This is a genomic window from Lentzea sp. NPDC037011, assembly GCF_055607425.1.
Genome location: NZ_JBVJRT010000011.1, coordinates 141,482 through 167,723 on the forward strand (window position 1 = coordinate 141,482; position 26,242 = coordinate 167,723).

Genomic DNA, 26,242 nt, shown 5'->3' on the forward strand with positions numbered 1-26,242 from the left:
CTCGGTGGTGTGGCCACCGAGGGTGCGCGGCACCGCCCACACCTCGCCCCCACCGCGGTCACACCGGCTCACCCGGCGGAACGGTGGTGACGGGACTGCGTGCGCGTAGTGGTGCGCTGAGTGTGCGCCGTGAACGTCCGGTTGATCTGATCGGGCGACGTCCCACCGCCAAAGTGTGGATCAAGGTCGCACCATCTGGCGCCGTCGGGCACCGGACTGGTTGCGTTCGGGGCATCACGTCCACCGCGCGGAGGTCCCACGCCCATGCAGCCGTTCCAGCTGCCGGAGTTCTACACGCCCCACCCGGCCCGGCTGAACCCGAACCTCGAACGCGCCCGCGTCCACACGCGGGCCTGGGCGCGCGAGATGGACATGGTCGACGCGCCGCAGCACGGCACGGTGATCTGGACCGCCGCTGACCTCGAAGCGCACGACTACGCGCTGCTCTGCGCGTACACGCACCCCGACTGCGACGGGGAGGCGCTCGACCTGATCACCGACTGGTACGTGTGGGTCTTCTACTTCGACGACCACTTCGTCGAGCTGTACAAGCGCACCAGGGACGTCCCGGGCGCGCAGGCCCACCTCGACCGGTTGCCGCTGTTCATGCCGGTCGACGGCCACATCACCGCACACCCGGCGAACCCGGTGGAGAAGGGCCTCGCCGACCTGTGGCGCCGCACGGTCGGCCGGCACTCGCTCGACTGGCGGGAGCGGTTCGCCGCCAACACGAAGCACCTGCTCGACGAGTCGATGTGGGAGCTGCACAACATCAGCGCGGCCCGGCTCGCCAACCCGATCGAGTACGTGGAGATGCGCCGCAAGGTCGGTGGCGCACCGTGGTCGGCGAACCTCGTCGAGCACGCCGTCGGCCTCGAGGTGCCCGCGCGCATCGCGCTGTCCCGGCCGATCGGCGTGCTGCGCGACACCTTCAGCGACGCCGTGCACCTGCGCAACGACCTGTTCTCCTACGAGCGCGAGGTGCTCGACGAGGGCGAGCTGTCCAACGGCGTGCTGGTGTTCGAGAAGTTCCTCGGCCTGTCCACCCAGGCCGCCGCGGACGCCGTCAACGACCTGCTGACCTCGCGCCTGCACCAGTTCGAGCACACCGCGCTCACCGAGGTGCCGATCCTGCTCGACGAGCACGGCATCGACCCCGTCGGCCGCGCGGCCGTCCTGGGTTACGTGAAGGGCCTGCAGGACTGGCAGGCGGGCGGTCACGAGTGGCACCTGCGGTCCTCGCGGTACATGAACTCCGGTCCGCCGCCGCAGCTCGGCGTCCTGGGCTCGTTCGCCAAGACCCTGCCGCAGCGGCTCCGGCAGTTCTCCAGCACGCCCAGGGTCGTCGAGCCGTACGCGCTGCCGGCGTTCGAGGTGCCTTTCACCCTCTCCCTGGCACCGCACCTGGACCAGGCCCGCGACCAGGTGGTCGCGTGGGCGGTCGAGCAGGGCATGACCGGTGAGGGCGTCTGGGACGAGGCCCAGGTCCGCGGGTTCGACTTCCCGCTGTGCTCGGCGGGCATCGACCCGGACGCCACGGCGCAGGAGCTGTACCTGTCCGGCTGCTGGCTCACCTGGGGCACCTACGCCGACGACGCCTACCCGCTGTGGTTCGGCCGGACCCGCGACCTGCTCGGCGTGAAGACGCAGACCACCCGCCTCAAGGCGTGCATGCCGGTCGACCTCGTGCAGACCGTGGTGCCCGCCAACGCGATGGAGCGCTCGCTGGCCGAGCTCTGGCAGCGGACCGCGGCACCGATGAACCCGGCCTTCCGCGCCACGTTCCGCCAGACCGTCGACGCCATGCTCGACGCGTGGGTGTGGGAGGTGGTCAACATGCACCACAACCGCATCCCGGACCCCGTGGACTACGTGGAGATGCGGCGCAGCACGTTCGGCTCCGAGCTGACGACGTCGCTGTCCCGCTTCTCGCACTCCGCGATCGTTCCCGAGCAGCTGTGGCAGACGCGGGTCGTGCAGACGATGGAGCGGTCGGCCATGGACTACTGCACGATGCTCAACGACGTCTTCTCGTACCGCAAGGAGATCCAGCACGAGGGCGAGGTGCACAACATGGTGCGCGTCGTCGAGAACTTCCTCGGCGTGCCGCAGAGCCGTGCCTTCGAGCTGACCTACGCGCTGATGGACGCCCGGCTCGGCCAGTTCGTGCGGTCCGTCGAGACCGACCTGCCGAAGATGTTCGACGACCTGGCCCTGGACGCCGGCGCGCGGGCCGGCCTGACGCGGTACGCCGACGAGCTGAAGGACTGGATCGCCGGGATCATCCACTGGCACGAGGAGACCAGCCGGTACGACGAGGCCGGCGCGCTGCCGGTGGGCCGGCTCCCGGTCTTCCACCGCGGTCCCACCGGTCTGGGCACCGCGGCCGCCCGGCTCACCTCCCGAACGCCGGGCTGAGCCCCCGGTCAGCCCCGGTCAGCCACTGACAGCCGTTGGTCAGCCCCCGGTCAGCGCACCCCGCCACGGTGTGCGCATCGGCCACTCCACAGGGGGAGCACCATGACGAACGTCCTCATCTCCGGCGCCAGCATCGGCGGTCCGGCGCTGGCCTACTGGTTGCGCCACCACGGCTTCGACGTCACCGTCGTCGAACGCCACCGCGGCCTGCGCCCCGGCGGCCAGGCCGTCGACGTCCGCGGTCCTGCGCTCGACGTGGTGGAGCGGATGGGCCTGGGAGACCGGTTGCGGTCCATGACCACGGGCATGCGCGGCATGAGCGTGGTCGACGAGGAGAGCACCGAGCTCCACCGCTCCACCGAGCACACGCTGACCGGTGGCGACCTCGCCAGTCCCGACGTCGAGGTCATGCGCGACGACCTGGCCCGCCTGCTGTTCGACGCGGTGGAGGGCGTCGAGTACCTCTTCGACGACACGATCACGGCGATCGACGGCACCCGCGTCACGTTCGAGCGGGCCGCCCCGCGGGACTTCGACGTGGTCGTGGGCGCGGACGGGCTGCACTCGAACGTCCGGCGGCTCGTGTTCGGTCCCGAGGCGCAGTTCGTCCGCCACCTGGGCACGAACCTCGCCGTGTTCACCGCGCCGAACTTCCTGGGCCTCGACCACTGGCAGGTGTTCCAGCAGGGCGAGGTCGTCGGCGGCGGGGTCATGAGCGCCCGCGCCAACGCGGAGTGCCGGGTCTACATGGGGTTCTACGGCGAGGTGGACTTCGACCACCGCGACGTCGAGGCCCAGCGGCGGCTGGTGGCGGAGAAGTTCGCCGACGCCGGGTGGGAGTGGCAGACCGCGCTCAAGCACATGTGGGAGGCGCCGGACTTCCACTTCGACGCCATGGCGCAGGTCCGGATGCCGTCCTGGTCGCGCGGCGGCGTCGTGCTGCTCGGCGACGCCGGCTACTGCGGTTCGCCGTTGTCCGGTCAGGGCACGAGCTTGGCGCTCGTCGGTGCGTACGTGCTGGCCGGCGAGCTGAGCGTGAACCGCGAGACCGCGTTCCAGCGCTACGAGGAGCTGCTGCGCCCGTACGTGACGGCCAACCAGGACATGGCGCTGAAGAACCAGGCCAACGGCGGGCAGCCGACCGAGGAGTTCGCCGCGGTCGTGAGCTCCTTCCAGCTCCCCGGCCGCTGATGGCCCGGCTCACAGCCATTTGACTCGGGGTGATCCCTCCCGCACGATCGGGTGGACAACAGCATCCGCACGCCGCGGGGGAAGCCGGTGGAACTCCGGCGCTGACCCGCAACGGTGACAGTCCGAATGCCCGTGGCGCGCGGTGGCTCCATCGACCCGTCGAGGACAGCGGGGCAGGGGGAAGAGCAGTGATCCGGACATCCGCGCTGGCCGCAGTGGTAGCGGCCGCGCTCGTCGTGACACCGGCCGCTCAGGCGGCCGAGCCGCCGTCAGCGGGAACGTGGCTGGCCGGCCAGTTCGTCGGTGGCGACCACCTGGTGAAGGGGCCGGACCTCGTCGACCACGGCCTGACCGCGGACGGCGTCTACGGGCTCGCGGCCGCCGGTGTCGGCCGGTCGACGGCGGTGCGGGCCGCGGCGTGGCTCGCCGAACCCGAGCAGTTCCAGTACTTCGCGGGCGACGGCGAGGCAGAGTCCTACGTCGGTGGCCTGGTGAAGCTCGCGCTGGTCGCGCAGGCGCTGGGCACCGACCCGCACGCGTTCGCCGGTGCCGACCTGCTCGAACGCCTTGCGGCGCTGCGGGAGGAGTCCGGCCGCTACCGCGACCGCACCGACCCCGACTACGACCAGACCAACGCGTTCACGCAGGCGCTGGCGATCATCGTGCTGACCCGCGCCGACCAGCCGGTGGCGCAGCCGGTCGCGTTCCAGGTGTCCACGCAGTGCGCGGACGGCGGGTTCCCGATCTCGTTCGGGCAGCCGGTCTGCAAGTCCGATGTGGACGCGACGGCGATCGTGCTGCAGGCGTTGCAGGCGGCGGGGGAGCCGACGGCGTCCGCGCGGGCGCTGGACTGGCTGGTGGCGCAGCAGAAGGCGGACGGCGGGTTCCCGTCGGCGTTGCAGGGCTCGAACGCCAACAGCACCGGCCTCGCGGTCGGCGCGCTCGTCGAGGGTGGCCGGACGGCGGCCGCGGACCGGGCCGTGGCGTACCTGCGGTCGTTGCAGGTCGGCTGTGCCGGACCGGAGGCCGCTCGCGGCGCGATCGCCTACGACAGCACGGGTTTCGAGGTCTACGGCGCCGTGCGCGCGACCACCCAGGCGATGCTCGGCCTGGCCCGCAAGGGCCTCGCCGACGTGTCGTTCGCCGGTGCCACGCCCGGTGTGCCCGCGGTCGACTGCGCGACCCCGCCGACCACCACGCCCCCGTCGACCACCGCACAGCCGACCGTGCCGCCGACGACGACCGCTCCGGTGACCACCTCGTCGACGGCCACCCCGGTCGCTCCCGCGCCGGCCGGTCCGACGCCCCCGGCCACTCAGCGGCTCGCCGCGACCGGCCCCGAGGAGGCCGTCGCGCTGACCCTGCTCGGTTCCTCCGCGCTGCTCGCCGGCGCCGTGCTCGTCCTCGTGTCCCGTCGTCGGAAGGTTGGTGCGTGATGCGCCGCATCCTCGCTGTCCTCGCCTTGGTCGCGAGCTCGTTCGTCGTCGCACCCGCCTCCGCCGCGGACTGCGCGGGCGTGAAGGTCGTGGTGGACTTCACCGCACTGGGCGGCGGCGTCCAGACCGGCTGCGCTCCCGGCGACCCGGCCACCGGTCTCGCCGCGCTGACCGGCGCGGGCTTCACGTACTCGTTCGTGCCGCGCCAGGCCGGTTTCGTGTGCCGGATCAACGCGCTGCCGAACCCGTGCACCGTGCCCACGACCAGCGCCTACTGGTCGTACTGGCACGCCTCGCCCGGCGGTTCCTGGGCCTACAGCTCCGCGGGTGCGGGCAGCTACGACCCGGCACCCGGCAGCGTCGAGGGCTGGGCGTTCGGTGCCGGCACCGCCCCCGGCGCCACCCCGTGACGAGGTTCTTCTGCGTGCTGGCACTGGTGATCGCCGCGGCGGTCCCGGTGCCGGCTCAGGCGGCGGGCTGCGACGGCGTGACCGTCGTCGTCGACTTCCGCGGTCTCGGCGGTGGTGTGCAGCAGGGGTGCGCGGCGGGCAGTCCGGGTTCCGGGGTGGCGGCGCTGGCGGCGGCCGGGTTCAGCTACGCCTACGCGTCACGGCAGCAGGGGTTCGTCTGCCGCATCAACGGCAGGCCGGGCACCGACACCGACAGGTGCGTCACCACCTCGCCCGCCACCGCGTACTGGTCGTACTGGCACGCCTCACCCGGTGGTTCGTGGTCCTACAGCAACCAGGGCGCGGCGACCTACGTGCCGGCCCGCGGCAGCGTCGAGGGGTGGGCGTTCGGCGCGGGGGAGCAGCCGGGGATCGCCCCGCCGGCCGCACCCGCCCCACAGCCACCGGTCCAGCAGCCGCCCGCTCAGCAACCCCCTGCCCAACAGCCTCCGGCCCAGCAACCGCCCGCACCGCCGCAAGTCCCCGTGACCCCGCCTGCCGGGCAGCCGTCCACCACTGCACCACCCCCGTCCTCTGCCGCGACGACTTCGGCGTCGGCTTCGGAGCCGTCTTCGAGCACGTCCGCCGCCGTGACCTCGGCCGCGGTCGAGGAGAAGGCGCAGCAGCAGGACCAGGAGCCGGGTAGTCCGTTGTGGACGGTGCTCGGCGTGCTGGCGATCGGCGCGCTGGTCGTTGCGGGACTGCTCGTGGCCCGTCGCCGGCGCAGCGCGGACGAGTGAGCGCTCGGCGGGGGTTCGCGGCGTGAGGCTCCACTCCGGGGCGTGGTGGCTGTGGGCCCTGGGCCTGGCCACCGCCGCCAGCCGCACCACGAACCCGTTGCTGCTGGGCCTGGTCCTGGCGGTGGCGGGGGTCGTGGTCGTGACGTGCCGCGCGAACACGCCGTGGGCGGGAACCTACGGCGTGTTCCTCAGGTTCGGTCTGCTGGTCATCGGCCTGCGGGTGCTGCTGCACGTGTTCCTCGGCGGCATCGCGGGCCCGACGACGTTGTTCACCCTGCCGCAGGTCCCGTTGCCGGACTGGGCGCAGGGCATCCGCATCGGCGGACCGGTGACCGCGGAGGGGCTGGTCTTCGCGCTGTACCAGGGGTTGTTGCTCGCCACGATCCTGAGCTGCGTCGGCGCCGCGAACGCCCTCGCCAACCCGAAACGCCTCCTGCGTTCCCTGCCCGCCGCGCTGTACGAGGTGAGCGTGGCCGTGGTGGTGGCGCTGACCGTTGCGCCGCAACTGGTGTCGTCGGCGCGTTCGGTTCGCAAGGCCCGTCAGCTGCGCGGTGACACGGCCCGCGGCGTGCACGCGATCCGCACGCTGCTGGTGCCGGTGCTGGAGGACGCGCTGGAACGCTCGCTCGTCCTCGCCGCCTCCATGGACTCGCGCGGCTACGGCCGCACCGCCGGCATCTCGCGCCGCGACCGCGCGGTGACCGGCGCACTGGTCCTGGCGGGCCTCTTCGGCCTCTGCATCGGCACGTACGGCCTGCTCGCCGACGCCTACTCCGGCTGGCCCCTGCTCGCGCTCGGCGTGCTGCTGGCCGTCGCGGGCCTGCTGGTCGGCGCCCGCCGGGTGCCGCGCACCCGCTACCGCCCCGACCGCTGGACCCCGCGCGCGGTCGCCGTGGCGCTGAGCGGCGTGGCGAGCGCCGCGGCACTGGTGCTCTCGACCGACCCGGCGCTGTCGCCGGCGACGGTCCCGCTGCAGGCACCCGAACTACCGCTCGCACCGGCGCTGGCCGTGCTGGTGGCGCTGGCACCGCTGGGGATCGCGAGGGAACGATGATCAGGTTCGAGGACGTCACCATCACCTACACCGGCACCCCGGTGCTGGCCGGCCTGTCCGCGGAGATCCCCGAGGGAGAGCTCTGCCTGGTCGTCGGCCGCACCGGCGCGGGCAAGTCGACGTTCCTGCGCGCGATCAACGGCCTCGTCCCGCACTTCAGCGGCGGCACCCTGGAGGGCCGCGTCCTCGTCGACGGCCGCGACACCGCCCACCACCCACCCCGCGAACTCGCCGACGTGGTCGGCTTCGTCGGCCAGGACCCGCAGGCGGGCTTCGTGGCGGACAACGTCGAGGACGAGCTGGCCTACTCCATGGAGTCCCTCGGCCTGCCCGGCGACGTCATGCGCAAGCGGGTGGAGGAAACCCTGGACCTGCTGGGCATCGCGGACCTGCGCGACCGTCCACTCGCGACCCTGAGCGGCGGCCAGCAACAACGCGTCGCCATCGGCGCCGCCCTCACCGCTCACCCGCGCGTCCTGGTGCTCGACGAACCCACCTCCGCCCTCGACCCCGGCGCCGCCGAGGACGTCCTGGCAGCCGTGCAACGCCTGGTGCACGACCTCGGCATGACCGTCGTGATCGCCGAACACCGCCTCGAACGCGTGGCCCAGTACGCCGACTCCGCGCTGCTCCTGCCGGGCGGCGAGCTGGGGGACGTGGGCGCGACCCTGGCCAAGGCCCCGGTCGCCCCACCCGTGGTGCGCCTGGCGCAGCTGGCGGGGTGGACGCCGGTGCCGGTCTCGGTCAGGGACGCGCGCCGCATGGCAGGCCCGCTGCGCGCCCGCCTGGCCAAGGCCACCGCACCCGCTGCCCCGTCCGCGACCGCCGCCTCAGGCGAGGTTGCGGGCGCCGCCGCGCGAACCGCCGCGCCGCCCGCTGTCTCACGCGACGCTGCGCGTGCTGCCGCGCCCGCCACCGCACCCGCCGCTGGCCCGTCCGCCGCGAGCCCGCCCGCGCCGCCCGCCGCCACACGCGCCACCGCACCCGCCACCGCACCCGCCACCCCTGTCCTCTCCACCCGTGACCTCGTCGTCCGCTACAACGACGTCCACGCCGTCCGCAGCATCTCCCTCACCATCGCCCCCGGCGAACGCGTGGCGCTGATGGGCCGCAACGGTTCCGGCAAGTCCACCTTCCTGTGGGCCGCCCAGGGCAGCGGCCGCCGCACCTCCGGCACCGTCACCGTCGCCGGCACCGACCCGAAGACCCTCAAGCCCGCCGAGCGCCGCCGCACCGTCGCCCTGGTCCCCCAGCAGCCGAGCGACCTGCTCTACCTGGAGACCGTCGCCGACGAGTGCGCCCAGGCCGACCGCGAGTCCGGCCGCCCCGCGGGGACGTGCCGCGCTGTGCTGGACGGCCTGGCCGACGTCCCCGACGGGACGCACCCGCGTGATCTGTCCGAGGGGCAACGGCTCGCGCTCGTGCTCGCGGTCATGCTGACCGGCACCCCGCGGGTGCTGCTGCTCGACGAACCGACCCGCGGTCTCGACTACCCGGCCAAGGCCGCGCTCGCGCGGGTGCTCGCAGGTCTGGGGAGCGCGGTCGTCCTGGCCACCCACGACGTCGAGTTCGTCGCGGAGTTCGCGACGCGCGTGGTGGTGCTGGCCGACGGCGAGGTCGTCGCGGACGGGCCCGCGCGTGCGGTGGTCACGTCGTCGCCGGTGTTCGCGCCGCAGGTCAGCAAGGTCCTCGGGCCGTGGTTGACCGTGGAGGAGGTCGAGGCAGCGCGATGATCGCCCTCCGCACCCGCTCGGCCGTCGCGCTCGCGATCTCCGGGGTTCTCGGGCTGGCCGCGTTCACGTGGCCGTTGTTCATCGCGCCGACCAGCGACCTCGCACGCGGTGGTGACGCGCCGTGGACGTTCGCGTTGCTGCTGCCGGTGGTGCTGGCCGTGGTGCTCGCGGAGATCAGCGACCGCGGCATGGACTCCAAGGCGGTCGCGATGCTCGGCGTGCTGTCGGCGCTCGGTGCCGCCATCCGGCCGCTCGGCGCGGGCACCGCCGGCATCGAGACGGTCTTCTTCCTCATGGTTCTCGGCGGGCGGGTGTTCGGGCCGGGGTTCGGGTTCGTGCTGGGCAACACGACGTTGTTCGCCTCCGCCCTGCTGACCGGCGGCGTCGGGCCGTGGCTGCCGTACCAGATGCTCGGCGCGGCCTGGGTCGCGCTCGGGGCCGGGCTGCTGCCGCAGTGGCGCGGCAAGGCGGAGATCGCGCTGCTCGCCGGGTACGGGGTGGTCAGCTCGCTGGTCTACGGGTTCCTGCTGAACCTGTCGTTCTGGCCGTTCGCGGCCGGCGAGGGCACGAGCGTCAGCTTCGATCCGGAGGCCTCCGCCGCGCAGAACCTCGTGAAGCTCGCCGCGTTCACCCTCGCCACCTCGCTCGGCTGGGACCTCGGGCGTGCCGCCACCACCGCCGTGCTGGTCGCGGTGACGGGGCCGGTGCTGCTCAGGACGTTGCGCCGGGCGGCGCGAAAAGCGGCCTTCCTGCCCGGTCGCGACCGGCCGGAATTGGCTCAGACCATTGACGGCAATCGGGAGGTGTGACCACCCTGTGAGTCGGGCCGCCGCCCCCGACTCGGAGGAGGAGTCGTGAGAACTCGTGTTCTCGCCGCGGTCATCACCGTGACCGCCGCGCTCTCCGTCAGTGCGCAGTCGCAGGCCGCGGAACCGTTGCAGGGCCTGGTGCCGGTCCCGGTCTCCGTGCAGGCACGCGCCGGCGTCACGCACGCGCTGACCGCCACCACCAAGGTCTACACCGCTCCGGCGGCACGGGACGTGGGCGACTTCCTGGCCGGCGTGCTGCGGCCGTCGACCGGGTTCGCGCTGCCGGTGTCCGACACGACCGGCACGCCCGCCGACGGCATCGCGCTCCTGCTCTCCGGTGCGCCGGGCACCGTGGGGCAGCAGGGGTACCAGCTCGACGTGGCCGCGTCCGCGATCACCATTCGCGCCAACACCTCCGAGGGTCTGTTCGCGGGTGTGCAGACGTTGCGGCAGCTGTTGCCCGCCAGGGTGGAGAGCACGACCGCGCAGCCCGGCCCGTGGACCGTGCCGGGTGCGTTGATCGTCGACCACCCGCGGTTCTCCTACCGCGGCGCGATGCTGGACGTGGCACGGCACTTCCACCCCGTCGCCTCGGTCAAGAGCTACCTCGACCAGCTCGCGCTCTACAAGATCAACTACCTCCACCTGCACCTGAGCGACGACCAGGGCTGGCGGATCGTGGTCGACAGCTGGCCGCGGCTCACCTCCCACGGCGGCAGCACGCAGGTCGGCGGCGGCCCCGGCGGCTTCTACACCAAGGCCCAGTACAGCGAGATCGTGCAGTACGCGGCGGCCCGCAAGATCACGGTCATCCCGGAGGTCGACCTGCCGGGCCACACCAACGCGGCGCTCTCCTCGTACGCGGAGCTCAACTGCACCGGCCAGGCCCCGCCGCTGCGCACCGACATCGAGGTCGGCTACTCCTCGTTGTGCGTCAACAAGGACATCACCTACAGGTTCGTCGACGACGTGGTCCGCGAGATCGCGGCGCTGACCCCCGGCCCGTACTTCCACATCGGCGGCGACGAGGCGCACGCGACCACCGACGCCGACTACAAGGCGTTCATGGACCGCGCCCTGCCGATCGTCAAGAAGTACGGCAAGACCGTGCTCGGCTGGCACGAGTTCGTGAAGACGACGACCGACACCGCCGCGATCCCGCAGTACTGGGGCACCTCCACGGCCAACGCGACGGTGCAGGCGGCGGTCGCGCGCGGCAACAAGGTCGTCATGTCGCCCGCGAACAAGGCGTACCTGGACATGAAGTACAACTCCAGCACGCCGATCGGCCTGACGTGGGCGGGCCTGATCGAGGTCCAGACCGCGTACGACTGGAACCCCGGCACGCACCTGAGCGGCGTCCCCGAGTCCGCCGTGCACGGCGTTGAGGCTCCACTGTGGACCGAGACGGTCGCGACCTCGAACGACGTCGAGTACCTGGCGTTCCCGCGGCTCGCGGCGATTGCCGAGCTGGCCTGGTCGCCGTGGTCGACTCACAGTTGGGACCAGTTCAAGGTGCGCCTGGGCAGCCACGGCCCGCGCTGGACCACCATGGGCATCAACTTCTACCGGTCCGCCCAGGTCCCGTGGGACACCGGTGGCCCTGGGCCCGGCCCGTGCACGGAGCCCGCGTGGGACCGCGACAAGGCCTACAGCGGCGGCAACGTCGTTTCGCACGGCGGCCACAGGTGGACCGCGCAGTGGTGGACGCGGGGCGAGGAGCCGGGAACCACCGGGCAGTGGGGTGTGTGGCGCGACAGCGGCGTGTGTTGAGCGCTTCTGGGTACTCCGCCGGACATGACTGATCCGGAAGAAGCCGAGGAGTTCGCCGAAGAGGTCGGTGTCGACCCGACCCCGCAGGAGGTGGACGAGTACCGCGAGATGACGCAACCGGGCGAGTGGCGCGCCGACGAGAAGATGGCACCGGGTGGCGCGCCCGCACCGCAGGACGGCGACGACCCGACCGGCGGTTCCGGCGCGTGATGTCCGATTTATCCGGTGCGGGTGAATAGTGTTCGCCCGCACCGGGTACCAGGATGCCGTGGATGCCCGAGTTGCCGTATTCGCCCCGTCCCCTCAACTGACCGTCACCGTCGAGGACCTCGACGGTGAGCCCGACGTGCACCTGCACGCGGGCGGCCAGGGTTTCTGGCAGTCCAGGATGATCGCCGCGTTGGGCGTCGAAGCCGTCGTGTGCGCGACCTTCGGCGGCGAGACCGGACGTGTGCTGCGCACGTTGCTGGAAGGCGAGCATGTCGACCTGCGCGCACGGGATGTCGCCGCGCGCAACGGCGCCTACGTGCACGACCGCCGCGACGGAAGCCGGTCCGAGGTGGTCGAGATGCTCCCGGACGCGTTGTCCCGCCACGAGCTCGACGACGTCTACGAGCTGGCCCTGATCGAGGGCATCCGCGCCGGCACGGCCGTGCTGAGCGGCCCGTCCGACGACCGGGTGCTGCCGCACGACGTCTACCACCGCCTCACCGCCGACCTCACCAGCAACGGCTGCCGCGTGATCGTCGACCTCGCCGGCGACCGGCTGGCCGAGGCCGTGCGCGGCGGCCCGCACGTCGTGAAGGTCAGCCACGAGGAGCTGGGCGAGGAGGACGTGCCCAAGCTCATCGCGAAGTGCCGCGAGCTCGCCGAGTCGTGCGTCCACGGCGTGGTGGTCTCCCGTGCGGACGAACCGGCATTGGCCCTGCTGGAGGACAAGCTGTACTTCGTGAAGATGCCCCAGTTGCAGCCGGTCGACACGCGGGGTGCGGGCGACTCCATGACCGCGGGGATTTCAGCGGGCCTCGCACTGGGTATGTCGTTGGAGGACGCGGTGAAGCTCGGCGCCGCCGCGGGCGCGGTCAACGTGACGCGCCACGGTCTCGGCAGCGGGAGCGGCGACGCGGTGCGGGAGCTGAGCAAACGCGTGGAACTGGAGCCGATCGAGGAATGAGCGGATGCGCGCGCTGATCACCAACGACGACGGAATCGACTCGCCCGGCCTGCTGGTGCTGGCGCAGGCCGCGGTCTCACTGGGCTACGAGGTGGTCGTCGCGGCACCGGCCCAGCAGGCCAGCGGCACCAGCGCCTCGGTGGCGGCGGTCGGCGACACCGGCAGGGTGGTCAGCGAACGCCGTGACCTGCCCGGTCTCGACGTCGAGGCGTGGGCGGTCGCCGCCCACCCCGGCCTGATCTCGCTGATCGCCTGCCAGGGCGGTTTGGGCGGCAAGCCCGACGTGCTGCTCTCCGGCATCAACCTGGGCGCGAACGTCGGACGCGCCGTCCTGCACTCCGGCACCGTCGGCGCCGCCCTGACCGCGCACGTGAACGACGTGTCCGCGCTCGCGGTGTCGCTCGACGTCGGGTTGGACCACCCCGAACCGCTGTGGGACAAGGCGGGCGAGCTGGCACGCGTCGTGCTGCCGCTGCTGGGGGAGATGCCCGATGCGACGGTGCTCTCGCTCAACGTGCCGAACGCCGGTGACGTGCGCGGACTCCGCTGGGCGGAGCTGGCCCGGTTCGGCACGGTGCAGAGCCGCGTGGACGAGGCCGGCGAGAACGAGGTCGAGCTCGTCGCCGTGTACTCCGAGGAGTCACCCGCACCCGGCACGGACGCCGCGCTGCTCGGCGAGGGCTACGCGACGCTGACCGCGCTGCGCTCGGTGGAGCGCGACACTAGCGTCGAGCGCCCTTTGCCGCCCTGGCCAGCGTGATCACGAGCCCGATCAGCGCGGTCCGCACCTCCAGGAAGCTCTCGGCCGTGATGTCGTCGACGTAGAACGCCAGCAACCCGAACGACACGAGCAGCAGGAGGCCGTACATCCGCGCCAGGTCGAGCCGCCACGCCATCACGACGCCGAGCGCGCCGACGCCGATCTGCAGCACGTGGTAGTTCGGGTCGAGCCCGAACAGGTCGAGCCACCCGAAGACGAGCTGGAACACCCCGGCCGTGAGGGTGAGCGCCTGTGGCCTGGTGAACCGGAAGCGGTCGGTCGTCGCCAAGGCCATGGTCGCCCTACCCTTCGGATCGCCGCCACACCGCGTCGTACTTCGCTTGGCTTTCGCGGTCCTGCGCGGCGTTGCGCTCTCGACGGCCTGCGGTCGCTGTTCCTCTGGGATACCCGTACTTCGTGAGGCGGTAATCCACGCTTTCGGGTGCGTAGGACAACGCGAAGTAAAGGCCCACAACGAATCCCAGCGCACCGCACGCGATGGCGAGCGGCCACGGCGACCCGAGCCCGAACACGAGCGCCAGCGTGATGGCCGTCGTCAGCGGCATGACCTGCACCAGGCTGCGGAGCGTGAAGCGCAGCAACCACTTCGGACCGGTCACGTCGTCGTAGACGAACGCGCGGTGCTTCTGCGGCACGCGCCCACCGGCGTAGTACCAGAGCTTCAGCGCGGGGTTCATGCCGTGGCCTTCGCGATCACCTTGCGCAGCACCTCGTTCAGCTGGGCGAGCTCCTCGAACGACATGCCGAGCTGCTCGACGACCTTGAAGGGGATCTTCAGCGCCTCGTTCCTGAGCTCCTGGCCCTGCTCGGTGAGGGTCAGCGCCAGCGCGCGCTCGTCGGCCTTGTCGCGCTGCCGCTCGACGTACCCGATGGCCTCCAGTCGCTTCAGCAGCGGGCTGAGGGTGCCGGGGTCGAGCTGCAGGGCCGTGGAGAGGTCCTTCACCGTGCGCGGCGACCGCTCCCACAGGGCCAGCATCACCAGGTACTGCGGGTGGGTGAGGTTGAGGGGTTCGAGGATCGGCCGGTAGACCGCGATCACCGTGCGGCTGGCCACCGCGAGCCCGAAGCAGACCTGCCGCTCCAGCTCAAGGGGGTTCTCCGGGATACTTGGTGTGCTAATCATTTGTGTACACAGTATCTCGGGGGCGTGCCTGCGGTCCAGCGGGTGTGGCGGGGGAGACGTTCCCCGCTCCAGGCCCTACCTCAGCGCTTCGGTCAGCACCCCGGCCGTCACCGCGGCACCGGCGGCCGTCATCACCGTGCCCCCGTGGTCGACCTCGGGGATCAGCACCGGCTCGTGCAGCACGGGCAGCGCCGCGCGGAACCCGGCCGCGTCCTGCGCCGAGTAGGCGGGCGGGGTGTCCGGCCCGGTGCTCCACCCGGCGTGCACGAACCACGTCGGCACGGTCAGCGAGCGCCAGGGCGAGGTGCCGAGGACGGTGTCGCGCGCGTCGGCGAGGACGGTGGCCCGGTCGAGCCTGCGGTGGCCGTCGGGCGACAGGTCGTGGGCGAAGTACGCGCGCTGCAGCGGGTCGGCCGGGTCGATGAGCGGGTTCGCGGCGGCGTTCGCGGCGAGGTAGCCGTCCGGTGTCCAGGTCCGGTCCAGGACGGCGAGCTGCGGAGCGAACGCGGCCTCGATCAGCTCGGGGGTCATGGCGGCGTGCGCGGGCATGGGCAGACCGCCGTCCACGAGAACGAGCGCGCGCACCCGGTCCGGATGGCGTACGGCGAGGTCGACGCCGACGTACGCGCCCATGGACATGCCGCACACCGTCACCGCGTCGAGTTCCAACGCGTCCAGCACGCGCACCATGTCGTCGGTGTGCTGCCGGAGCGACGAGCCCGTCAGTGCCGCGCTGTCGGCACGGCCGCGCAGGTCGGGTGCCACCAGCGTGAAGCCGTGCGCGGCGACCCAGCTCCACAGCTTGCGGTTGCTGGTCAGGCCGTGGATGGCGAGCACGGGTGCGGTGTCGCCGTCCACCACCTCGACGGTCAAGGTCCCGCCGGTGACGGGGACGTGGTGCAGCATGTGCCGGAGCTCCTCTCAGGCCTTGCCCGGGTTGAAGATGTGCAACGGGTCGAGGGTGTGCTTGACGGCGTCCTGCACGGCGCACACGTCGGGGCCGAGCTCGCGGATCATGCCGTCGCGCTTGAGCAGGCCCACGCCGTGCTCGCCGGTGACGGTGCCGCCGAGTGCGAGCGCGGCGTCGATGATGTCGGTGAACGCGGCCTGCGCGGCGATGCGCGCGTTGTCGTCGCCGGGCGGGGTGACGAGCATCGGGTGCAGGTTGCCGTCGCCGGCGTGGGCGATGGTCGCCACCTGGACGCCGTGCCGCGCGCCGATCTCCACGATCCGCGCGAGCATCGCGGGCACGGCCGACCGCGGCACGCACACGTCCTCGGTCAGCAGCGGCCCGAGGCGTTCCAGTGCCGGGTAGGCGAGGCGGCGGGCGGCGAACAGCGCCTCGGCCTCGGTCGAGTCGGTCGACCGCTCGGTCCACACGGCGCCGGCCTCGGTGAACGCGCTGGCCAGGCCGTCGGCGTCCGCGGCGGTCTCGGCGCGGGCCAGCAGCATGGCCTCGGTGTCGGGTTCGATGCCCAGGCGCTTCCAGTCCTCGACGGCCCGCAGGCACGCGCGGTCGACCAGCTCCAGCGCCGCCGGTTGCAGGCCGCGGCGGGTGCACAGCGCGACCGCGTCACCCGCGGCGACGAGTCCGGCGAACGCGCCGACGACGGTGGCCTGCGGTGCGGGCGCGGGGCGCAGCCGCAGGGTGATCTCGGTGACGACGCCGAGCGTGCCCTCCGAGCCGACCAGCAGGCTGGTCAGGTCGTACCCGGCGACGCCCTTGGTGGTGCGCCGCCCCAGCCGGACCGCCGTGCCGTACTCGACGGGCCCGCCCATCACGACCTCCAGGCCGAGGACGTAGTCGCGGGTCACGCCGTACTTCAGGCAGCACAGGCCGCCGGCGTTCGTGGCGACGTTGCCGCCGATGGTCGACCACGGCGAGCTGGCCGGGTCCGGCGGGTACCAGAGCCCCTGCGCGGCAACGGCTTTCTTGAGGTCGTCGTTCACCACGCCGGGCTGCACGACGGCGAGCAGGTTCTCGGGGTCGATCTCCAGCACCCGGTCCATCCGGCTGAGGTCGAGCACGAGGCAGCCGTCGACGGCGTTCGCCCCGCCGGACAGCCCGGTGCCCGCACCGCGCGGCACGATCGGGACGTTGTGGGCGGCGCAGTGCCGCACCGCCTCCTGGACCTCCGCCGTGGACTGCGGCCGGAACGCGGCCCAGGGCGTGCCCGCGGGCGCCCACTCGGCCTCGTCGTGGCTCAGGTTCGCGAGCGAGTTCGGGTCGGTGATCAGGTTCGGCAAGGTCATGACCGCTCCAACGCGCCGTGCGCGGCCTTGTGCGCCACGCGTTCCAGTTCCGCACCCCACTCTGCCGGAGTCGTGTCCGCGTGGAACGGCACGACGCCGAACCCCGCCACCGCGAACCGCGCGAAGAGCAGCAGGTCGAAGGCCTGCGCGGGGGAGGCGAGCGGGGGTGTGAGCAGCGCGGCGATGCTCTCGGCACCCGCGTTCAGCTCCCGGGTACCGGTGGCGATGAGGTCCGGTTCCCGCAGGATCACCTCGCGGCGGCCGAGCTTGAGCGCCCACTGCTCCGGCGTGATCGTGCCGACTGCGGCGCGAACCGCGTCCACCAGTGCCGCGACGGGGTCCGGGCCCGGCCGCAGCGCGCGGACGACCCGGCTGAGGAACGCGTCGTACCAGAAGATCGCGGCCTTGCTGCCGAACGTGCGGAACAGCGTCCGCTCGGACACCCCGGCCCGGTCGGCGATCGCCTTGGTCGAGGTCGCCGCGAACCCGTGCTCCAGGCACAGCTCGATGGCCGCCTGCTGGATGGCGAGGCGGGTGCGCAGGTCCTTCGCGGCGCGGCCGGTGAGCGTCTCCACGCGGCTCAACCTAGCGCGAAGTGTCAGCAACTGCCAGATTTTCTGGCAGGAGCTGTCAGAGTGTGGGGTGCGGGTTCTGGGGTAGACGACCTGCATGCCCCGCACGACCGTCGTCATCGCCACGCGGAACCGCGCCGACAGCCTGCTGCGCACCCTCGCGCACCTCAGCCCGTCGCGGGTGCCGGTGATCGTGGTCGACAACGCCTCCACCGACGACACCGCCGCACGCGTGCGGGCCGAGTTCCCGCTGGTCCGGGTGTTGCAGTCGCCGGTCAACCGCGGTGCGGCCGGTCGCAACGCGGGGGTGCTGGCCGCGCGCACGCCGTACGTGGCGTTCGCGGACGACGACTCGTGGTGGGCGCCGGGGGCGTTCGAGCGGGCCGAGCGGATCTTCGACGACCACCCGGACCTCGCCGTGATCGCGGGCCGCACGCTCGTCGGTCCTGAGGAGAGACCGGACCCGATCACACCGCTGCTGCGCGACAGCCCGCTCGGTCAGGGCGTGGCGGGGCCCGCGGTGCTGGGGTTCCTGGCCTGCTCGGCGATCGTGCGGCGGCAGGCGTTCGAGGAGGTCGGCGGGTTCAGCGCGCTGCTGTTCTTCCGCGGCGAGGAGACGCTGCTGGCGTGGGACCTCGCGGCAGCGGGCTGGGCGCTCTGCTACGTCGAGGACGTGGTGGCGCACCACCACCCGTCACCGCACCGCGAGCAGGGCGGCGAGATCGTCGAACGGCGCAACGCCGTGCTGACGTCGTGGATGCGCAGGCCCGTGAGCCGGGCACTGGCGGACTCGCTGCGGGACCCGGTGGCGTTCCGCGCGGCCGTGCCCCGCCTGCGCCAGGCGCTCCGGCAGCGCAGCGCGTTGCCGGAACACCTGGAGGCGCAGATCAGGAAAGCGAGCGGACCGCCGCGGCGAGGCGCGTGATGCCCTCGTCGATCTGCTCCGGCGTGACACCCGAGAACGCGAGGCGCATCTCGTTGTCGCCGCCCTCCAGCAGGAAGTCGGAGCCCTTCACGAACTCGACGCCGTGCTCCTTGGCGACCGGGAACAGCTCCTCGATCGACACGCCCGGCAGCTCGACCCACATGAAGTAGCCGCCCTGCGGCGCCGTGAACACGGCCTCGGGCAGCTCCCGCCGCAACGCCGCGACGAGCGCGTCCCGGCGGGCGCGCAGCGCGGTGCGCACGTTGACGACCGACTCGTCGAGGCGACCGGACCGGCAGTACGAGTTCACGATCGACTGCGCCACCATGTTCGGCGAGATGTACGTGGTGGTGGCGATGTCCTGGACCGCCTTGATGACGGACTTCGGCCCCACCAGGTACCCGCAGCGGATGCCGGGCGCCATGGTCTTCGAGAACGACGACGCGTAGACGACCTTCTCGTTCTCGTCCTGCGACAGCATCGTCGGCAGCGGCTCGCCCTCGAACCGCACCTTCACGTACGGGTCGTCCTCGAACAGCACGAAGTCGTACCGGGCCGCGAGCTCCAGCAGCCGCGCCCGCTTGGCCGCGGACAGCGTGTAGCCGGCCGGGTTGTGGAAGTTCGGGATGATGTGCGCGAGCTTCGGCCGCACACCGCTCTCCAGCAGCTTCTCCAGCGCGTCGACGTCGATGCCGTCGGTCTGCAGCTCGATCGCGTGGACCTTCGCGCCGCGCTGGCGCAGGTTCAGCAGCGTGCGGTCGTAGGTCGGCGCCTCGACCACGACGTCGTCGCCCTCGCCCACGAGCAGCTCGAACAGGAACGCGTCGGCCTGCATCGACCCGTTGGTGACGAGCACCTGCTCCGGCTCGACCCCGTGCTGCTCCGCGAGCCAGGTCCGCAGCGGCACGTAGCCGACGCTCGTTCCGTACGCGAAGGTGCCGCCGGGGTCGTCCGTGAAGGCTTTCTGCGCTGCTTCGCGCAGACCTTCCTGGTCGATGATGTCGAGAGAGGGCGCTCCGCGCGTGAACAGGATCGAGGCCATGCGCGGAGCGTACAACTCCCACTATTTGGGCTACGGCGCGTATGCGTATGCGTTGAGCTGGTCGACCGCGCTCTTCGCGCCACCGAGGTGGTAGAGGTCGACCGACAGGTAGTTCGGCTTCTTCCGCGCCGCGGGCTGGCAGAACTGCTGCGCCCGGTTCAGCACCTTCTCGTTGTCCGTCGTGGCGGTGTTCGTGAACGGCACGTCCCGGAAGTGGTTCATGACGAACAGCGGCTGGAACCGGTCGGTGGCCGTGAGCGGTTTTTCAGCCCATCGGCTGTAGCAGGACCAGTCGGACGCGCCCACCCCCGGCCCCATCGACCAGTAGTTCTCGACGGTCCAGTCCCGCTGGTACAGCACACCGGTGTCCTCGCGCCCGTCCTTGTCGTGGTCGGTGAAGACGATCAACCGCTTGTTCGCGCTCAGGAGCTGGCTGCGCGTCGGCCAGCCGTTCTCCTTCACGCCCTCGGCCCGGTACAGCACGTCGTTGAGCCCGTTGACCTTGCGCAGCTCGGCGCGCAGCGTGGCGGCGTCGACGTAGTCCTCCAGGAAGACCGTGATGATCTCCTGGCGGTTGTTCCGCAGGAAGTCGACCATGCGCTGCAGGTCGACGTTGAGCGCCACGGGCCGGCTGACGAGCGTGCAGCTGTTGTGGCAGAGGATCGCGCCGTCCGGCGTCTGGTGGATGTCGAGCATGAACCCGCGCACGCCGTCGTTCAGCTGCTGCACGATGCCGCGCGTCTGGTTCTTGGCGAGGTTGACGAACGGCGGCGCGAACCCGCCGTCGACCCCGTTCGCATACGCGTTGTGGGCCGTCAGGAACGTCATCTGGTCGAGCCGCGGGTCAGCCGGCATCGGGTTCTGCCGACCGGTGACGGGCGTGAGATACCACCGCGTCTCCCCGCCGAGGCCGAAGACCTCCCACTGGTCACCGAACTGCGTGAGCGAGTGGACCGTGTCCCCCTGTGAGCACGGCGCCATGGTGAGCTGGCGGGTGATGCACTGCCCCGGCGAGTCGGTGTTCTCGAACCTCCCGTCGGCGAGCCGCCACTGCTGGTGGTCCTCGTTGCCCTTCGGGCGGTGCAGGGCGAGTCCGGTGCCGCTCTGGGCGACGTTGAGCCCGGTGCGCACACCGGTGACGTAGAACGTGCCGCTCGGGGCCGCCACCGCGGGGGAGGCGGTGACGACGGGCACCAGGGGCAGTAGCAGCGCGGCTGCGATGGCAGGGAGGTATCGCATGGTGAACAGCGTCACTTAGATGAGCGAAACATGAAACATCTTCAGCAGTGTGAACGTTTAACACTGTGGATGTTCCGCGCGTCGGACCGCCCGCCGCACCTGGTTGCGGGGCCGGTTGAGGGCCTGGTCACGGGCCTGCGGGTTTGGTTGCGAGCGAGGCAGCCGTCGCTCAGGCGAAGGGTCAGGGCCGGGGTGGAGCGCCGCCTCCACAAGCCGCGCAGGGTTCGACTCCCTCAGTCGCCACTCGCCGCGGTGTCGCTCGCCGCGGTGTCGCTCGCCGCACGGCGCGGGTTCCGCGCGGCACAGACCTCGCCGGGCTACGCGTCATCCCGACGACCCACCTTCCAGGGCCTTCTCACTCCAGCGCCCCTCCCGGACCTCCTCGCCCCGGCGGGGCCAGCACGGCACGCAGCCGCTCCTCCACGTACCGCAGCGCCTCCCGCAGCTGCCCCTCGGTCGCACCCCGGCGCGACCTCACGCCGACCCGGCGGTTCACCTCCCGCGGGTGCCGCCACGTCCAGCGGGCGAGCTGGACGACCCTGGCGTTGACGGCGGAGGCGAGGTGCGTGCTGTCGATCACTGGTCCTCCTCGGACGCGAAGTCGTGGAGAACCCAGGATGACGACGAGGTCTGACATTTCCGGGAACCGCAGGTCAGAGCCCCCGGGAAACCTCAGGGACGTCCCGGATGCCCTCACCCCGCCCCCTCGCCACCATCAGAACCATGGACGACGGGCTGCGGAGGCTGACCGGCATCGCCTCGATCATCTTCACCATCGGCACGGCACTGCACGCGTTCGTGGTCGTCAACCACCACACGCTCACCCTGATGATGGTGAAGGCGAACGCCGACCCCGCCACCGCCGGCCAGTTCCTGACCACGTTCCGCGTCGTCGGCTGTCTCTACATCGCCGGCAACGCCCTCGGCGTCCTCGCCCTGCGCAAGAGCCCGCCGAGGTGGCTCTTCTGGCCGGTCCTCGCGGTCAACGTCACCCAAGCCGCCGGGGTGTTCATGGTGCCGCCGGAGATGTGGGCGGCCGCGAGAGAGGAGTTCGGCCTGGTGGGCATGCTGCCGTCGCTGGTCACGGACGGCGGCGCGCTCGTCCTCGCCGTCATCCTCGTCGTCGGCCGAGGCCTGAGCATGCGAAAGGGCCCGTCCAGCGGAGCTGAACGGGCCCTTCGTCACACCAAGAGCGAAATCAGATGACGCGGACGTCCTGCGCCTGCGGTCCCTTCTGACCCTGCCCGATCTCGAACTCCACGCGCTGCTGCTCGTCCAGCGACTTGAAGCCGTTGCCGGAGATCTGCGAGTAGTGAACGAAAACGTCCGGTCCGCCGCCGTCCTGGGCGATGAATCCGAAGCCCTTTTCGCCGTTGAACCACTTAACGGTGCCCTGCGCCATGCGAAATGCTCCCTAAAGTCTGCCAACCCCGGAGACCGGGGTAGGACCCAGTGTGCCAGGTCCGCGTCCTTCTCACATCGTGGTTAGCCCGGTGGTGTGAAGAAGTAAGTTGGCACGGGTGCCACCGAGAGGAGCAGGGATGACGAACTGGCTGGACGTCGCGCGGGACGTCGCGGCGACGCTCAGGTCCGACGCGGCGGACCGGGACCGGGCCAACCAGCCGCCCACCAAGGAGGTGGAGCTGCTCCGGCAGAGCGGCCTGCTGAACGTCGGCGACTGGGCCGTGCAGCAGCGGGTCACCCGGGTCATCGGGGCCGCCGACGCCAACGCCGGGCACCTCCTCGGGTACCACTACCTGCAGATCTGGCGCTCCGGCCTGTTCGACACGTCCTTCTCCCGCCACGACGACCAGTTCTGGGCCGGGGTCAGCAACCCGCTCGACGCCGCGCTCGAACTGACGCCCACGGGCTCCGGGTTCCTGCTCAACGGGCGCAAGACGTTCGCCACCGGCGCGAGCGTCGCCGACCGCATCGTGGTCAGCGCGACGCGCACCGACAACGGCGAGAAGCTGACCTTCCTGCTCGACGGAAAAGCGACGGGAATCACCTACCTGGACGACTGGGACAACATCGGTCAGCGGCTCACCGCGTCCGGCGGGGTCGTGTTCGAGAACGTCGAGGTCTCCGAGGTCCTGGGCGTGCAGCCGGCGAACGAGGACCCGCGGCTCAGCCTCGCCGCGATCGGGTTCCAGCTCGTGCTCGCGCAGCTCTACGTCGCCATCGCCGAGGGCGCGCTGGAGGAGGCCGCCGACTACACCCGCACGAAGACCCGCCCGTGGTTCGTCAGCGGGGTCGACGCCGCCACCGAGGACCCGTACGTCGTCGCCGCCTACGGCGAGATGGTGGCGCAGACGAAGGCGGCCGGGCTGCTCGCGGACAGGGCGGCCGAGCTGCTCTGGGAGGCCAGTGAGCTGGGTCGGCACCTCACGCCGCAGAAGCGCGCGCAGGTGGCCGTCGAGATCTCCGCCGCCAAGGTGGTCAGCACCAAGCTCGTCAACGACGTCACCAGCCGCATCTTCGAACAGGTCGGCGCGCGCGGCACGGCGGCCAAGTACGGCGTTGACCGGTTCTGGCGCAACGCGCGCACGCTCACGTTGCACGACCCGGTCGTCTACAAGGCCCGTGAGGTCGGCGAGCACTTCCTCACCGGCGCCCGTCCCGCGCACACCGGGTACAGCTGATGGAACCCGTTCTCGCCGACTCGGTCCGGCTCACCGACGAGGGCGTGCTGGTCCTGGACCGCCGCCGGTTCCCGTTCGAACGCGAGTGGGTGCTGTGCCGGACGGCCGAGGAGGTCGCGAAGGCCGTCGAGGACATGGTCACCCAGTCCTCGGGCCCGTACTTCGCCGTCCTCTACGGCATGGTGCTCAAGGCCCGCACCCTCGAACACCTGCCGTTCGAGCAGGCCAGGCAGCAGCTCGCCGCCACCGCGCACGTGCTGGAGAACACCCGGCGCACCAACAACGCCCTGCGCAAGGCCACCGCGGTCGTCCTGGAGGCGGTCGACGAGCACCGGGACGTCAGCCGAGCGCTCGACGGCGCCCGCACCGGGGACGAGCGCTACCGCGGCAAGAGCCGCGCGCTCGGCGAGCACACCGCGGCCCTGCTGCCCGACGACGCGACCGTCCTCACCCACTGCTGGGCCGACCTCTACCTCACGGAGACGGTCAAAGCCGCCCAGCGGCGGGGCAAGCGGCTCAAGTTCTTCTGCACGGAGACCCGCCCGTACCTGCAGGGCGCCCGGCTCACCGCCGAGACGTTGATCGAGATGGGCGTCGACACCACGCTCATCACCGACGGCATGGGCGCGGCGGTGTTGCAGAGCGGTGAGGTCGACGCCTTGGTCACGGCGGCCGACCGGGTGACCATGGACGGGCACGTGGTGAACAAGGTCGGCACACTGGGCCTGGCCGTGGCCGCGCACGCGTTCGGCGTGCCGTTCCACGCCCAGGTGCAGGCGCCCGACCTGGATGCGCCGACGGCGGAGGACGTGGAGATCGAGTACCGCGATGGCGCCGAGGTGCTGCAGGTGCTCGGCCGGCCGAGTGCCACGCCGCGGGCGAAGGGGCTGTACCCGGCGTTCGACGTGACGCCGCCGCGGTTCGTCACCGACGTGGTGACCGACCGCGGTGTCTTCCGCGCCGGGGAGCTGGACGAGTACTACGAGGGAGAACAGCGGTGAGCAAGTGGGTCGTGCTCGACATCGAGGGCACGCTGAGCGCGACGGACCAGGTGCTGGTCGTCCTCTACGACTACGCGCGCCCGCGGCTCGGGCCGTGGATCGAGCAGCACGGTGACGACCCCGTGGTCGCCGACGCGGTCGCGCAGGTCAAGGAGCTGTCCGGTCACGACGACGTCGTGAAGGCGCTGCACGACTGGATGGACGCCGACCAGAAGGTCACGCCGCTCAAGACGTTGCAGGGCCTCATCTGGCAGCAGGGCTACGCGCAGGGCGACCTGGTGGCGGAGTTCTTCCCGGACGTCGTGCCCGCCATGCGCAAGTGGCACGGCGAGGGCGTGAAGCTCGCGATCTTCTCCAGCGGCTCGGTCGCGGGCCAGGTCGCGTTCTTCCGGCACACCACCGACGGCGACCTGACCCCGTTGCTGGAGCACCACTTCGACACGGTCAACGCCGGCCCGAAGCGCGAGGCCGCGTCGTACCACAAGATCGCCGAGACGCTGCGGTCCGACGACATCACCTTCTACAGCGACGTTCCCGCGGAGCTGCACGCCGCGCAGGAGGCGGGCTGGAAGACGGTCGGTGTCGCGCGCGCGGGCGAGCCGTACGCCAACGCCGACTTCGCGCCGCACCCGACGGTGTGGGAGCTGTCGTGACCGCGGAGCTCGCCCGCGAGTGCGCCCGGTTCGCCGCGATGGGCTGGATGCGCGGCACCTCGGGCAACCTCTCCGTGGTCCTGCAACGTGATCCGCTGCGGCTCGCGGTCACGGTCAGCGGCGTCGACAAGGGCGAGATCACCGCCGAGGACAGCGTCGTGATCGACGAGAACGGCGCCGCCGTGGACAGCGACAAGGTCCCGAGCGCCGAGGCGGGCCTGCACGCCCGCATCGCGAAGGTCGCCGGGGCGGGCGCGGTCGTCCACGTCCACGCGCTGGCGCCGGTCGTGGCGGCTGAGCACTGGCCGGACGGCGTGGTGCTCAAGGACCTGGAGATGCTCAAGGGCTTCGGCCGGTACGCGCACGAGGAGGTGGTCGTCCCGGTCGTGCCGAACTCGCAGGACATGGTCGAGCTGGGCGACGCCTTCGAGAAGGGCTTCGACCCGCGCACGCCCGCGCTGATCGTCGCACGGCACGGCGTCTACGTCTGGGGCGACGACCTGGTGCAGGCCCGGCACCGGCTGGAATGCCTGGAGTGGTTGCTGCGCTTCAAGGTGGAGACGCGCACGGAAACCTTCACGGGGAGGCACGCATGACGCTGCTGACGGTGTGGCCGGACTCCGGCCCCGAGGAAACCCTGCTCCGCACCAGCGACCCCGGGGAGGTCGCGACCGCGCTCAAGGAGCACGGCGTGCGGTTCTCCCGCTGGTCCGTCGTGGACGGTGTGACGGCCGAGAACGCGTTGCAGGCGTACGAGAAGGACATCGCCCGCGTCAGCGAGACGGAGGGCTACACCTACGTCGACGCGATGGAGATGACCCCCGCCGACACCGACGAGTACCGCGCGAAGGCCGTCGAGTTCCGCAACCGGTTCCTCGCCGAGCACACGCACGACGACGACGAGGACCGCTACTTCGCCCGTGGCGCCGGTGTTTTCTACCTGCACATCGGCGACAGGGTGTACGGCGTGCTGTGCACCGAGGGCGACCTGCTGAGCGTCCCGGCGAACACCACGCACTGGTTCGACATGGGCACGAAGCCGGACTACGTGTCGGTGCGGTTCTTCCACGACGACGACGGCTGGGTCGGCAACTTCACCGGCAGCGACATCGCCACGAAGTTCCCCACCTTCGACGAACTGGTCGCCGGTTCAAGAATGTGAAAAGTTCGCCCATCTGAATGTTGTCCCGGAATTCCGGAGAACTGTTGATCCCTCCGCCTTCGTGCCCCCAAA

At 71.5% G+C, this 26,242-nt stretch carries 29 protein-coding genes and 1 riboswitch; of the genes, 19 read left to right on the top strand and 10 right to left on the bottom strand.

The genetic code is table 11. The features are described 5' to 3' along the window. Window positions 1-264: 264 nt before the first annotated feature. The 12 genes from ACZ7CH_RS31005 to surE all read left to right on the top strand — a co-directional run bounded on the left by ACZ7CH_RS31005 (window position 265) and on the right by surE (window position 13,537). Complete coding sequence (locus ACZ7CH_RS31005; protein WP_458434160.1) at window positions 265-2,418, top strand: terpene synthase family protein; 2,154 nt, start codon at window positions 265-267, stop codon at window positions 2,416-2,418. Between the two features lie 102 nt (window positions 2,419-2,520). Further along, the gene (locus tag ACZ7CH_RS31010) at window positions 2,521-3,609 is read left to right on the top strand and encodes an FAD-dependent monooxygenase (RefSeq protein WP_470375562.1); all 1,089 of its coding nucleotides are present in this window, start codon (window positions 2,521-2,523) and stop codon (window positions 3,607-3,609) included. Between the two features lie 68 nt (window positions 3,610-3,677). Continuing rightward, a riboswitch (adenosylcobalamin-variant (AdoCbl-variant) riboswitch) is annotated at window positions 3,678-3,749 on the top strand. A gap of 48 nt (window positions 3,750-3,797) precedes the next feature. Then, window positions 3,798-5,045 (top strand): LPXTG cell wall anchor domain-containing protein, encoded by a 1,248-nt coding sequence (locus tag ACZ7CH_RS31015; RefSeq protein ID WP_360398055.1) that lies wholly within the window; start codon window positions 3,798-3,800, stop codon window positions 5,043-5,045. Further along, window positions 5,042-5,455: a hypothetical protein gene (locus ACZ7CH_RS31020; protein ID WP_470375563.1), complete on the top strand. Its 414-nt coding sequence runs from the start codon at window positions 5,042-5,044 to the stop codon at window positions 5,453-5,455. Before ACZ7CH_RS31015 ends, ACZ7CH_RS31020 begins: the two co-directional genes overlap by 4 nt. Before the next feature lie 14 nt (window positions 5,456-5,469). After that, complete coding sequence (locus tag ACZ7CH_RS31025) at window positions 5,470-6,234, top strand: hypothetical protein (RefSeq protein ID WP_470375564.1); 765 nt, start codon at window positions 5,470-5,472, stop codon at window positions 6,232-6,234. Window positions 6,235-6,256: 22 nt separating this feature from the next. Beyond that, window positions 6,257-7,288 carry a CbiQ family ECF transporter T component gene (locus ACZ7CH_RS31030; protein ID WP_470375565.1) on the top strand — a complete coding sequence of 344 codons (1,032 nt, stop codon included), beginning with the start codon at window positions 6,257-6,259 and terminating at the stop codon, window positions 7,286-7,288. Next, window positions 7,285-9,021 carry an ABC transporter ATP-binding protein gene (locus ACZ7CH_RS31035; protein WP_470375566.1) on the top strand — a complete coding sequence of 579 codons (1,737 nt, stop codon included), beginning with the start codon at window positions 7,285-7,287 and terminating at the stop codon, window positions 9,019-9,021. Before ACZ7CH_RS31030 ends, ACZ7CH_RS31035 begins: the two co-directional genes overlap by 4 nt. Further along, entirely contained in the window at window positions 9,018-9,830 is an 813-nt protein-coding gene (locus ACZ7CH_RS31040) for an ECF transporter S component (protein ID WP_360398065.1), read from the top strand. Before ACZ7CH_RS31035 ends, ACZ7CH_RS31040 begins: the two co-directional genes overlap by 4 nt. A 45-nt stretch (window positions 9,831-9,875) precedes the next feature. After that, window positions 9,876-11,603: a family 20 glycosylhydrolase gene (locus tag ACZ7CH_RS31045; protein WP_470375567.1), complete on the top strand. Its 1,728-nt coding sequence runs from the start codon at window positions 9,876-9,878 to the stop codon at window positions 11,601-11,603. A gap of 24 nt (window positions 11,604-11,627) precedes the next feature. After that, complete coding sequence (locus tag ACZ7CH_RS31050) at window positions 11,628-11,813, top strand: hypothetical protein (RefSeq protein WP_360398067.1); 186 nt, start codon at window positions 11,628-11,630, stop codon at window positions 11,811-11,813. Window positions 11,814-11,871: 58 nt separating this feature from the next. Further along, window positions 11,872-12,777 (top strand): 1-phosphofructokinase family hexose kinase, encoded by a 906-nt coding sequence (locus tag ACZ7CH_RS31055; RefSeq protein WP_360398069.1) that lies wholly within the window; start codon window positions 11,872-11,874, stop codon window positions 12,775-12,777. 4 nt (window positions 12,778-12,781) lie between these two features. Continuing rightward, the gene (gene surE / locus ACZ7CH_RS31060) at window positions 12,782-13,537 is read left to right on the top strand and encodes a 5'/3'-nucleotidase SurE (protein ID WP_458434154.1); all 756 of its coding nucleotides are present in this window, start codon (window positions 12,782-12,784) and stop codon (window positions 13,535-13,537) included. Here the strand turns inward: surE and ACZ7CH_RS31065 are convergent. The 6 genes from ACZ7CH_RS31065 to ACZ7CH_RS31090 all read right to left on the bottom strand — a co-directional run bounded on the left by ACZ7CH_RS31065 (window position 13,500) and on the right by ACZ7CH_RS31090 (window position 17,509). Further along, a complete protein-coding gene (locus tag ACZ7CH_RS31065; RefSeq protein ID WP_360398073.1) occupies window positions 13,500-13,832 on the bottom strand; it encodes a hypothetical protein in 333 nt (110 codons plus the stop codon). The two genes, surE and ACZ7CH_RS31065, sit on opposite strands and share 38 nt — an antisense overlap. 7 nt (window positions 13,833-13,839) lie before the next feature. Next, window positions 13,840-14,235 (bottom strand): DUF5313 family protein, encoded by a 396-nt coding sequence (locus tag ACZ7CH_RS31070; protein ID WP_470375568.1) that lies wholly within the window; start codon window positions 14,233-14,235, stop codon window positions 13,840-13,842. Next, window positions 14,232-14,681 (bottom strand): MarR family winged helix-turn-helix transcriptional regulator, encoded by a 450-nt coding sequence (locus ACZ7CH_RS31075; RefSeq protein ID WP_360398077.1) that lies wholly within the window; start codon window positions 14,679-14,681, stop codon window positions 14,232-14,234. Before ACZ7CH_RS31075 ends, ACZ7CH_RS31070 begins: the two co-directional genes overlap by 4 nt. Window positions 14,682-14,756: 75 nt before the next feature. Next, on the bottom strand, window positions 14,757-15,587 hold the full coding sequence (locus ACZ7CH_RS31080) for an alpha/beta fold hydrolase (protein WP_470375569.1): 831 nt from the start codon (window positions 15,585-15,587) through the stop codon (window positions 14,757-14,759). A 15-nt stretch (window positions 15,588-15,602) separates the two neighbouring features. Continuing rightward, window positions 15,603-16,934, bottom strand: a complete 1,332-nt coding sequence (locus ACZ7CH_RS31085) for an FAD-binding oxidoreductase (RefSeq protein ID WP_470375570.1) — start codon at window positions 16,932-16,934, stop codon at window positions 15,603-15,605. Beyond that, window positions 16,931-17,509, bottom strand: a complete 579-nt coding sequence (locus tag ACZ7CH_RS31090; RefSeq protein WP_360398083.1) for a TetR/AcrR family transcriptional regulator — start codon at window positions 17,507-17,509, stop codon at window positions 16,931-16,933. The genes ACZ7CH_RS31085 and ACZ7CH_RS31090 overlap by 4 nt, the downstream gene beginning before the upstream one ends. A 94-nt stretch (window positions 17,510-17,603) precedes the next feature. On the opposite strand from ACZ7CH_RS31090, the gene ACZ7CH_RS31095 reads away from it, so the two are divergent. Continuing rightward, on the top strand, window positions 17,604-18,431 hold the full coding sequence (locus ACZ7CH_RS31095; protein ID WP_360398085.1) for a glycosyltransferase family 2 protein: 828 nt from the start codon (window positions 17,604-17,606) through the stop codon (window positions 18,429-18,431). Here ACZ7CH_RS31095 and ACZ7CH_RS31100 read toward each other — a convergent pair. From ACZ7CH_RS31100 to ACZ7CH_RS31110, 3 genes are all read right to left on the bottom strand, one after another. After that, window positions 18,394-19,473 carry an aminotransferase-like domain-containing protein gene (locus ACZ7CH_RS31100; RefSeq protein ID WP_470371354.1) on the bottom strand — a complete coding sequence of 360 codons (1,080 nt, stop codon included), beginning with the start codon at window positions 19,471-19,473 and terminating at the stop codon, window positions 18,394-18,396. The genes ACZ7CH_RS31095 and ACZ7CH_RS31100 overlap by 38 nt on opposite strands. A gap of 30 nt (window positions 19,474-19,503) precedes the next feature. Beyond that, complete coding sequence (locus ACZ7CH_RS31105) at window positions 19,504-20,712, bottom strand: PI-PLC domain-containing protein (RefSeq protein ID WP_470375571.1); 1,209 nt, start codon at window positions 20,710-20,712, stop codon at window positions 19,504-19,506. 355 nt (window positions 20,713-21,067) lie between these two features. Continuing rightward, window positions 21,068-21,292, bottom strand: coding sequence for a hypothetical protein (locus ACZ7CH_RS31110; protein ID WP_470375572.1), 225 nt, complete (start codon window positions 21,290-21,292; stop codon window positions 21,068-21,070). A gap of 143 nt (window positions 21,293-21,435) precedes the next feature. Here ACZ7CH_RS31110 and ACZ7CH_RS31115 point away from each other — a divergent pair, with 143 nt between their 5' ends. Further along, the gene (locus tag ACZ7CH_RS31115; RefSeq protein WP_470375573.1) at window positions 21,436-21,918 is read left to right on the top strand and encodes a hypothetical protein; all 483 of its coding nucleotides are present in this window, start codon (window positions 21,436-21,438) and stop codon (window positions 21,916-21,918) included. Here ACZ7CH_RS31115 and ACZ7CH_RS31120 read toward each other — a convergent pair. Continuing rightward, complete coding sequence (locus tag ACZ7CH_RS31120) at window positions 21,911-22,114, bottom strand: cold-shock protein (protein ID WP_360398093.1); 204 nt, start codon at window positions 22,112-22,114, stop codon at window positions 21,911-21,913. The two genes, ACZ7CH_RS31115 and ACZ7CH_RS31120, sit on opposite strands and share 8 nt — an antisense overlap. Window positions 22,115-22,253: 139 nt before the next feature. On the opposite strand from ACZ7CH_RS31120, the gene ACZ7CH_RS31125 reads away from it, so the two are divergent. From ACZ7CH_RS31125 to ACZ7CH_RS31145, 5 genes are read left to right on the top strand one after another with little or no spacing between them, the layout of a single operon-like run. After that, complete coding sequence (locus ACZ7CH_RS31125; RefSeq protein WP_470375574.1) at window positions 22,254-23,354, top strand: acyl-CoA dehydrogenase family protein; 1,101 nt, start codon at window positions 22,254-22,256, stop codon at window positions 23,352-23,354. Beyond that, window positions 23,354-24,355 carry a s-methyl-5-thioribose-1-phosphate isomerase gene (locus ACZ7CH_RS31130; protein ID WP_458434146.1) on the top strand — a complete coding sequence of 334 codons (1,002 nt, stop codon included), beginning with the start codon at window positions 23,354-23,356 and terminating at the stop codon, window positions 24,353-24,355. The genes ACZ7CH_RS31125 and ACZ7CH_RS31130 overlap by 1 nt, the downstream gene beginning before the upstream one ends. Continuing rightward, window positions 24,352-25,008 carry an acireductone synthase gene (gene mtnC, locus ACZ7CH_RS31135; protein WP_360398099.1) on the top strand — a complete coding sequence of 219 codons (657 nt, stop codon included), beginning with the start codon at window positions 24,352-24,354 and terminating at the stop codon, window positions 25,006-25,008. The genes ACZ7CH_RS31130 and mtnC overlap by 4 nt, the downstream gene beginning before the upstream one ends. Further along, the gene (gene mtnB, locus ACZ7CH_RS31140; protein ID WP_360398101.1) at window positions 25,005-25,604 is read left to right on the top strand and encodes a methylthioribulose 1-phosphate dehydratase; all 600 of its coding nucleotides are present in this window, start codon (window positions 25,005-25,007) and stop codon (window positions 25,602-25,604) included. The genes mtnC and mtnB overlap by 4 nt, the downstream gene beginning before the upstream one ends. Further along, complete coding sequence (locus tag ACZ7CH_RS31145; protein ID WP_470375575.1) at window positions 25,601-26,170, top strand: 1,2-dihydroxy-3-keto-5-methylthiopentene dioxygenase; 570 nt, start codon at window positions 25,601-25,603, stop codon at window positions 26,168-26,170. Before mtnB ends, ACZ7CH_RS31145 begins: the two co-directional genes overlap by 4 nt. Window positions 26,171-26,242: the final 72 nt, after the last annotated feature.

Coding starts and splice junctions, on each gene's coding strand:
- ACZ7CH_RS31080 (WP_470375569.1), bottom strand. CDS start 15,587: ATGCTGCACCACGTCCCCGTCACCGGCGGGACCTTGACCGTCGAGGTG.
- ACZ7CH_RS31040 (WP_360398065.1), top strand. CDS start 9,018: ATGATCGCCCTCCGCACCCGCTCGGCCGTCGCGCTCGCGATCTCCGGG.
- ACZ7CH_RS31125 (WP_470375574.1), top strand. CDS start 22,254: ATGACGAACTGGCTGGACGTCGCGCGGGACGTCGCGGCGACGCTCAGG.
- ACZ7CH_RS31130 (WP_458434146.1), top strand. CDS start 23,354: ATGGAACCCGTTCTCGCCGACTCGGTCCGGCTCACCGACGAGGGCGTG.
- ACZ7CH_RS31035 (WP_470375566.1), top strand. CDS start 7,285: ATGATCAGGTTCGAGGACGTCACCATCACCTACACCGGCACCCCGGTG.
- ACZ7CH_RS31120 (WP_360398093.1), bottom strand. CDS start 22,114: ATGGCGCAGGGCACCGTTAAGTGGTTCAACGGCGAAAAGGGCTTCGGA.
- ACZ7CH_RS31075 (WP_360398077.1), bottom strand. CDS start 14,681: ATGATTAGCACACCAAGTATCCCGGAGAACCCCCTTGAGCTGGAGCGG.
- ACZ7CH_RS31145 (WP_470375575.1), top strand. CDS start 25,601: ATGACGCTGCTGACGGTGTGGCCGGACTCCGGCCCCGAGGAAACCCTG.
- surE (WP_458434154.1), top strand. CDS start 12,782: ATGCGCGCGCTGATCACCAACGACGACGGAATCGACTCGCCCGGCCTG.
- ACZ7CH_RS31085 (WP_470375570.1), bottom strand. CDS start 16,934: ATGACCTTGCCGAACCTGATCACCGACCCGAACTCGCTCGCGAACCTG.
- ACZ7CH_RS31050 (WP_360398067.1), top strand. CDS start 11,628: ATGACTGATCCGGAAGAAGCCGAGGAGTTCGCCGAAGAGGTCGGTGTC.
- ACZ7CH_RS31065 (WP_360398073.1), bottom strand. CDS start 13,832: ATGGCCTTGGCGACGACCGACCGCTTCCGGTTCACCAGGCCACAGGCG.
- ACZ7CH_RS31100 (WP_470371354.1), bottom strand. CDS start 19,473: ATGGCCTCGATCCTGTTCACGCGCGGAGCGCCCTCTCTCGACATCATC.
- ACZ7CH_RS31010 (WP_470375562.1), top strand. CDS start 2,521: ATGACGAACGTCCTCATCTCCGGCGCCAGCATCGGCGGTCCGGCGCTG.
- ACZ7CH_RS31105 (WP_470375571.1), bottom strand. CDS start 20,712: ATGCGATACCTCCCTGCCATCGCAGCCGCGCTGCTACTGCCCCTGGTG.
- ACZ7CH_RS31005 (WP_458434160.1), top strand. CDS start 265: ATGCAGCCGTTCCAGCTGCCGGAGTTCTACACGCCCCACCCGGCCCGG.
- ACZ7CH_RS31095 (WP_360398085.1), top strand. CDS start 17,604: ATGCCCCGCACGACCGTCGTCATCGCCACGCGGAACCGCGCCGACAGC.
- ACZ7CH_RS31070 (WP_470375568.1), bottom strand. CDS start 14,235: ATGAACCCCGCGCTGAAGCTCTGGTACTACGCCGGTGGGCGCGTGCCG.
- ACZ7CH_RS31115 (WP_470375573.1), top strand. CDS start 21,436: ATGGACGACGGGCTGCGGAGGCTGACCGGCATCGCCTCGATCATCTTC.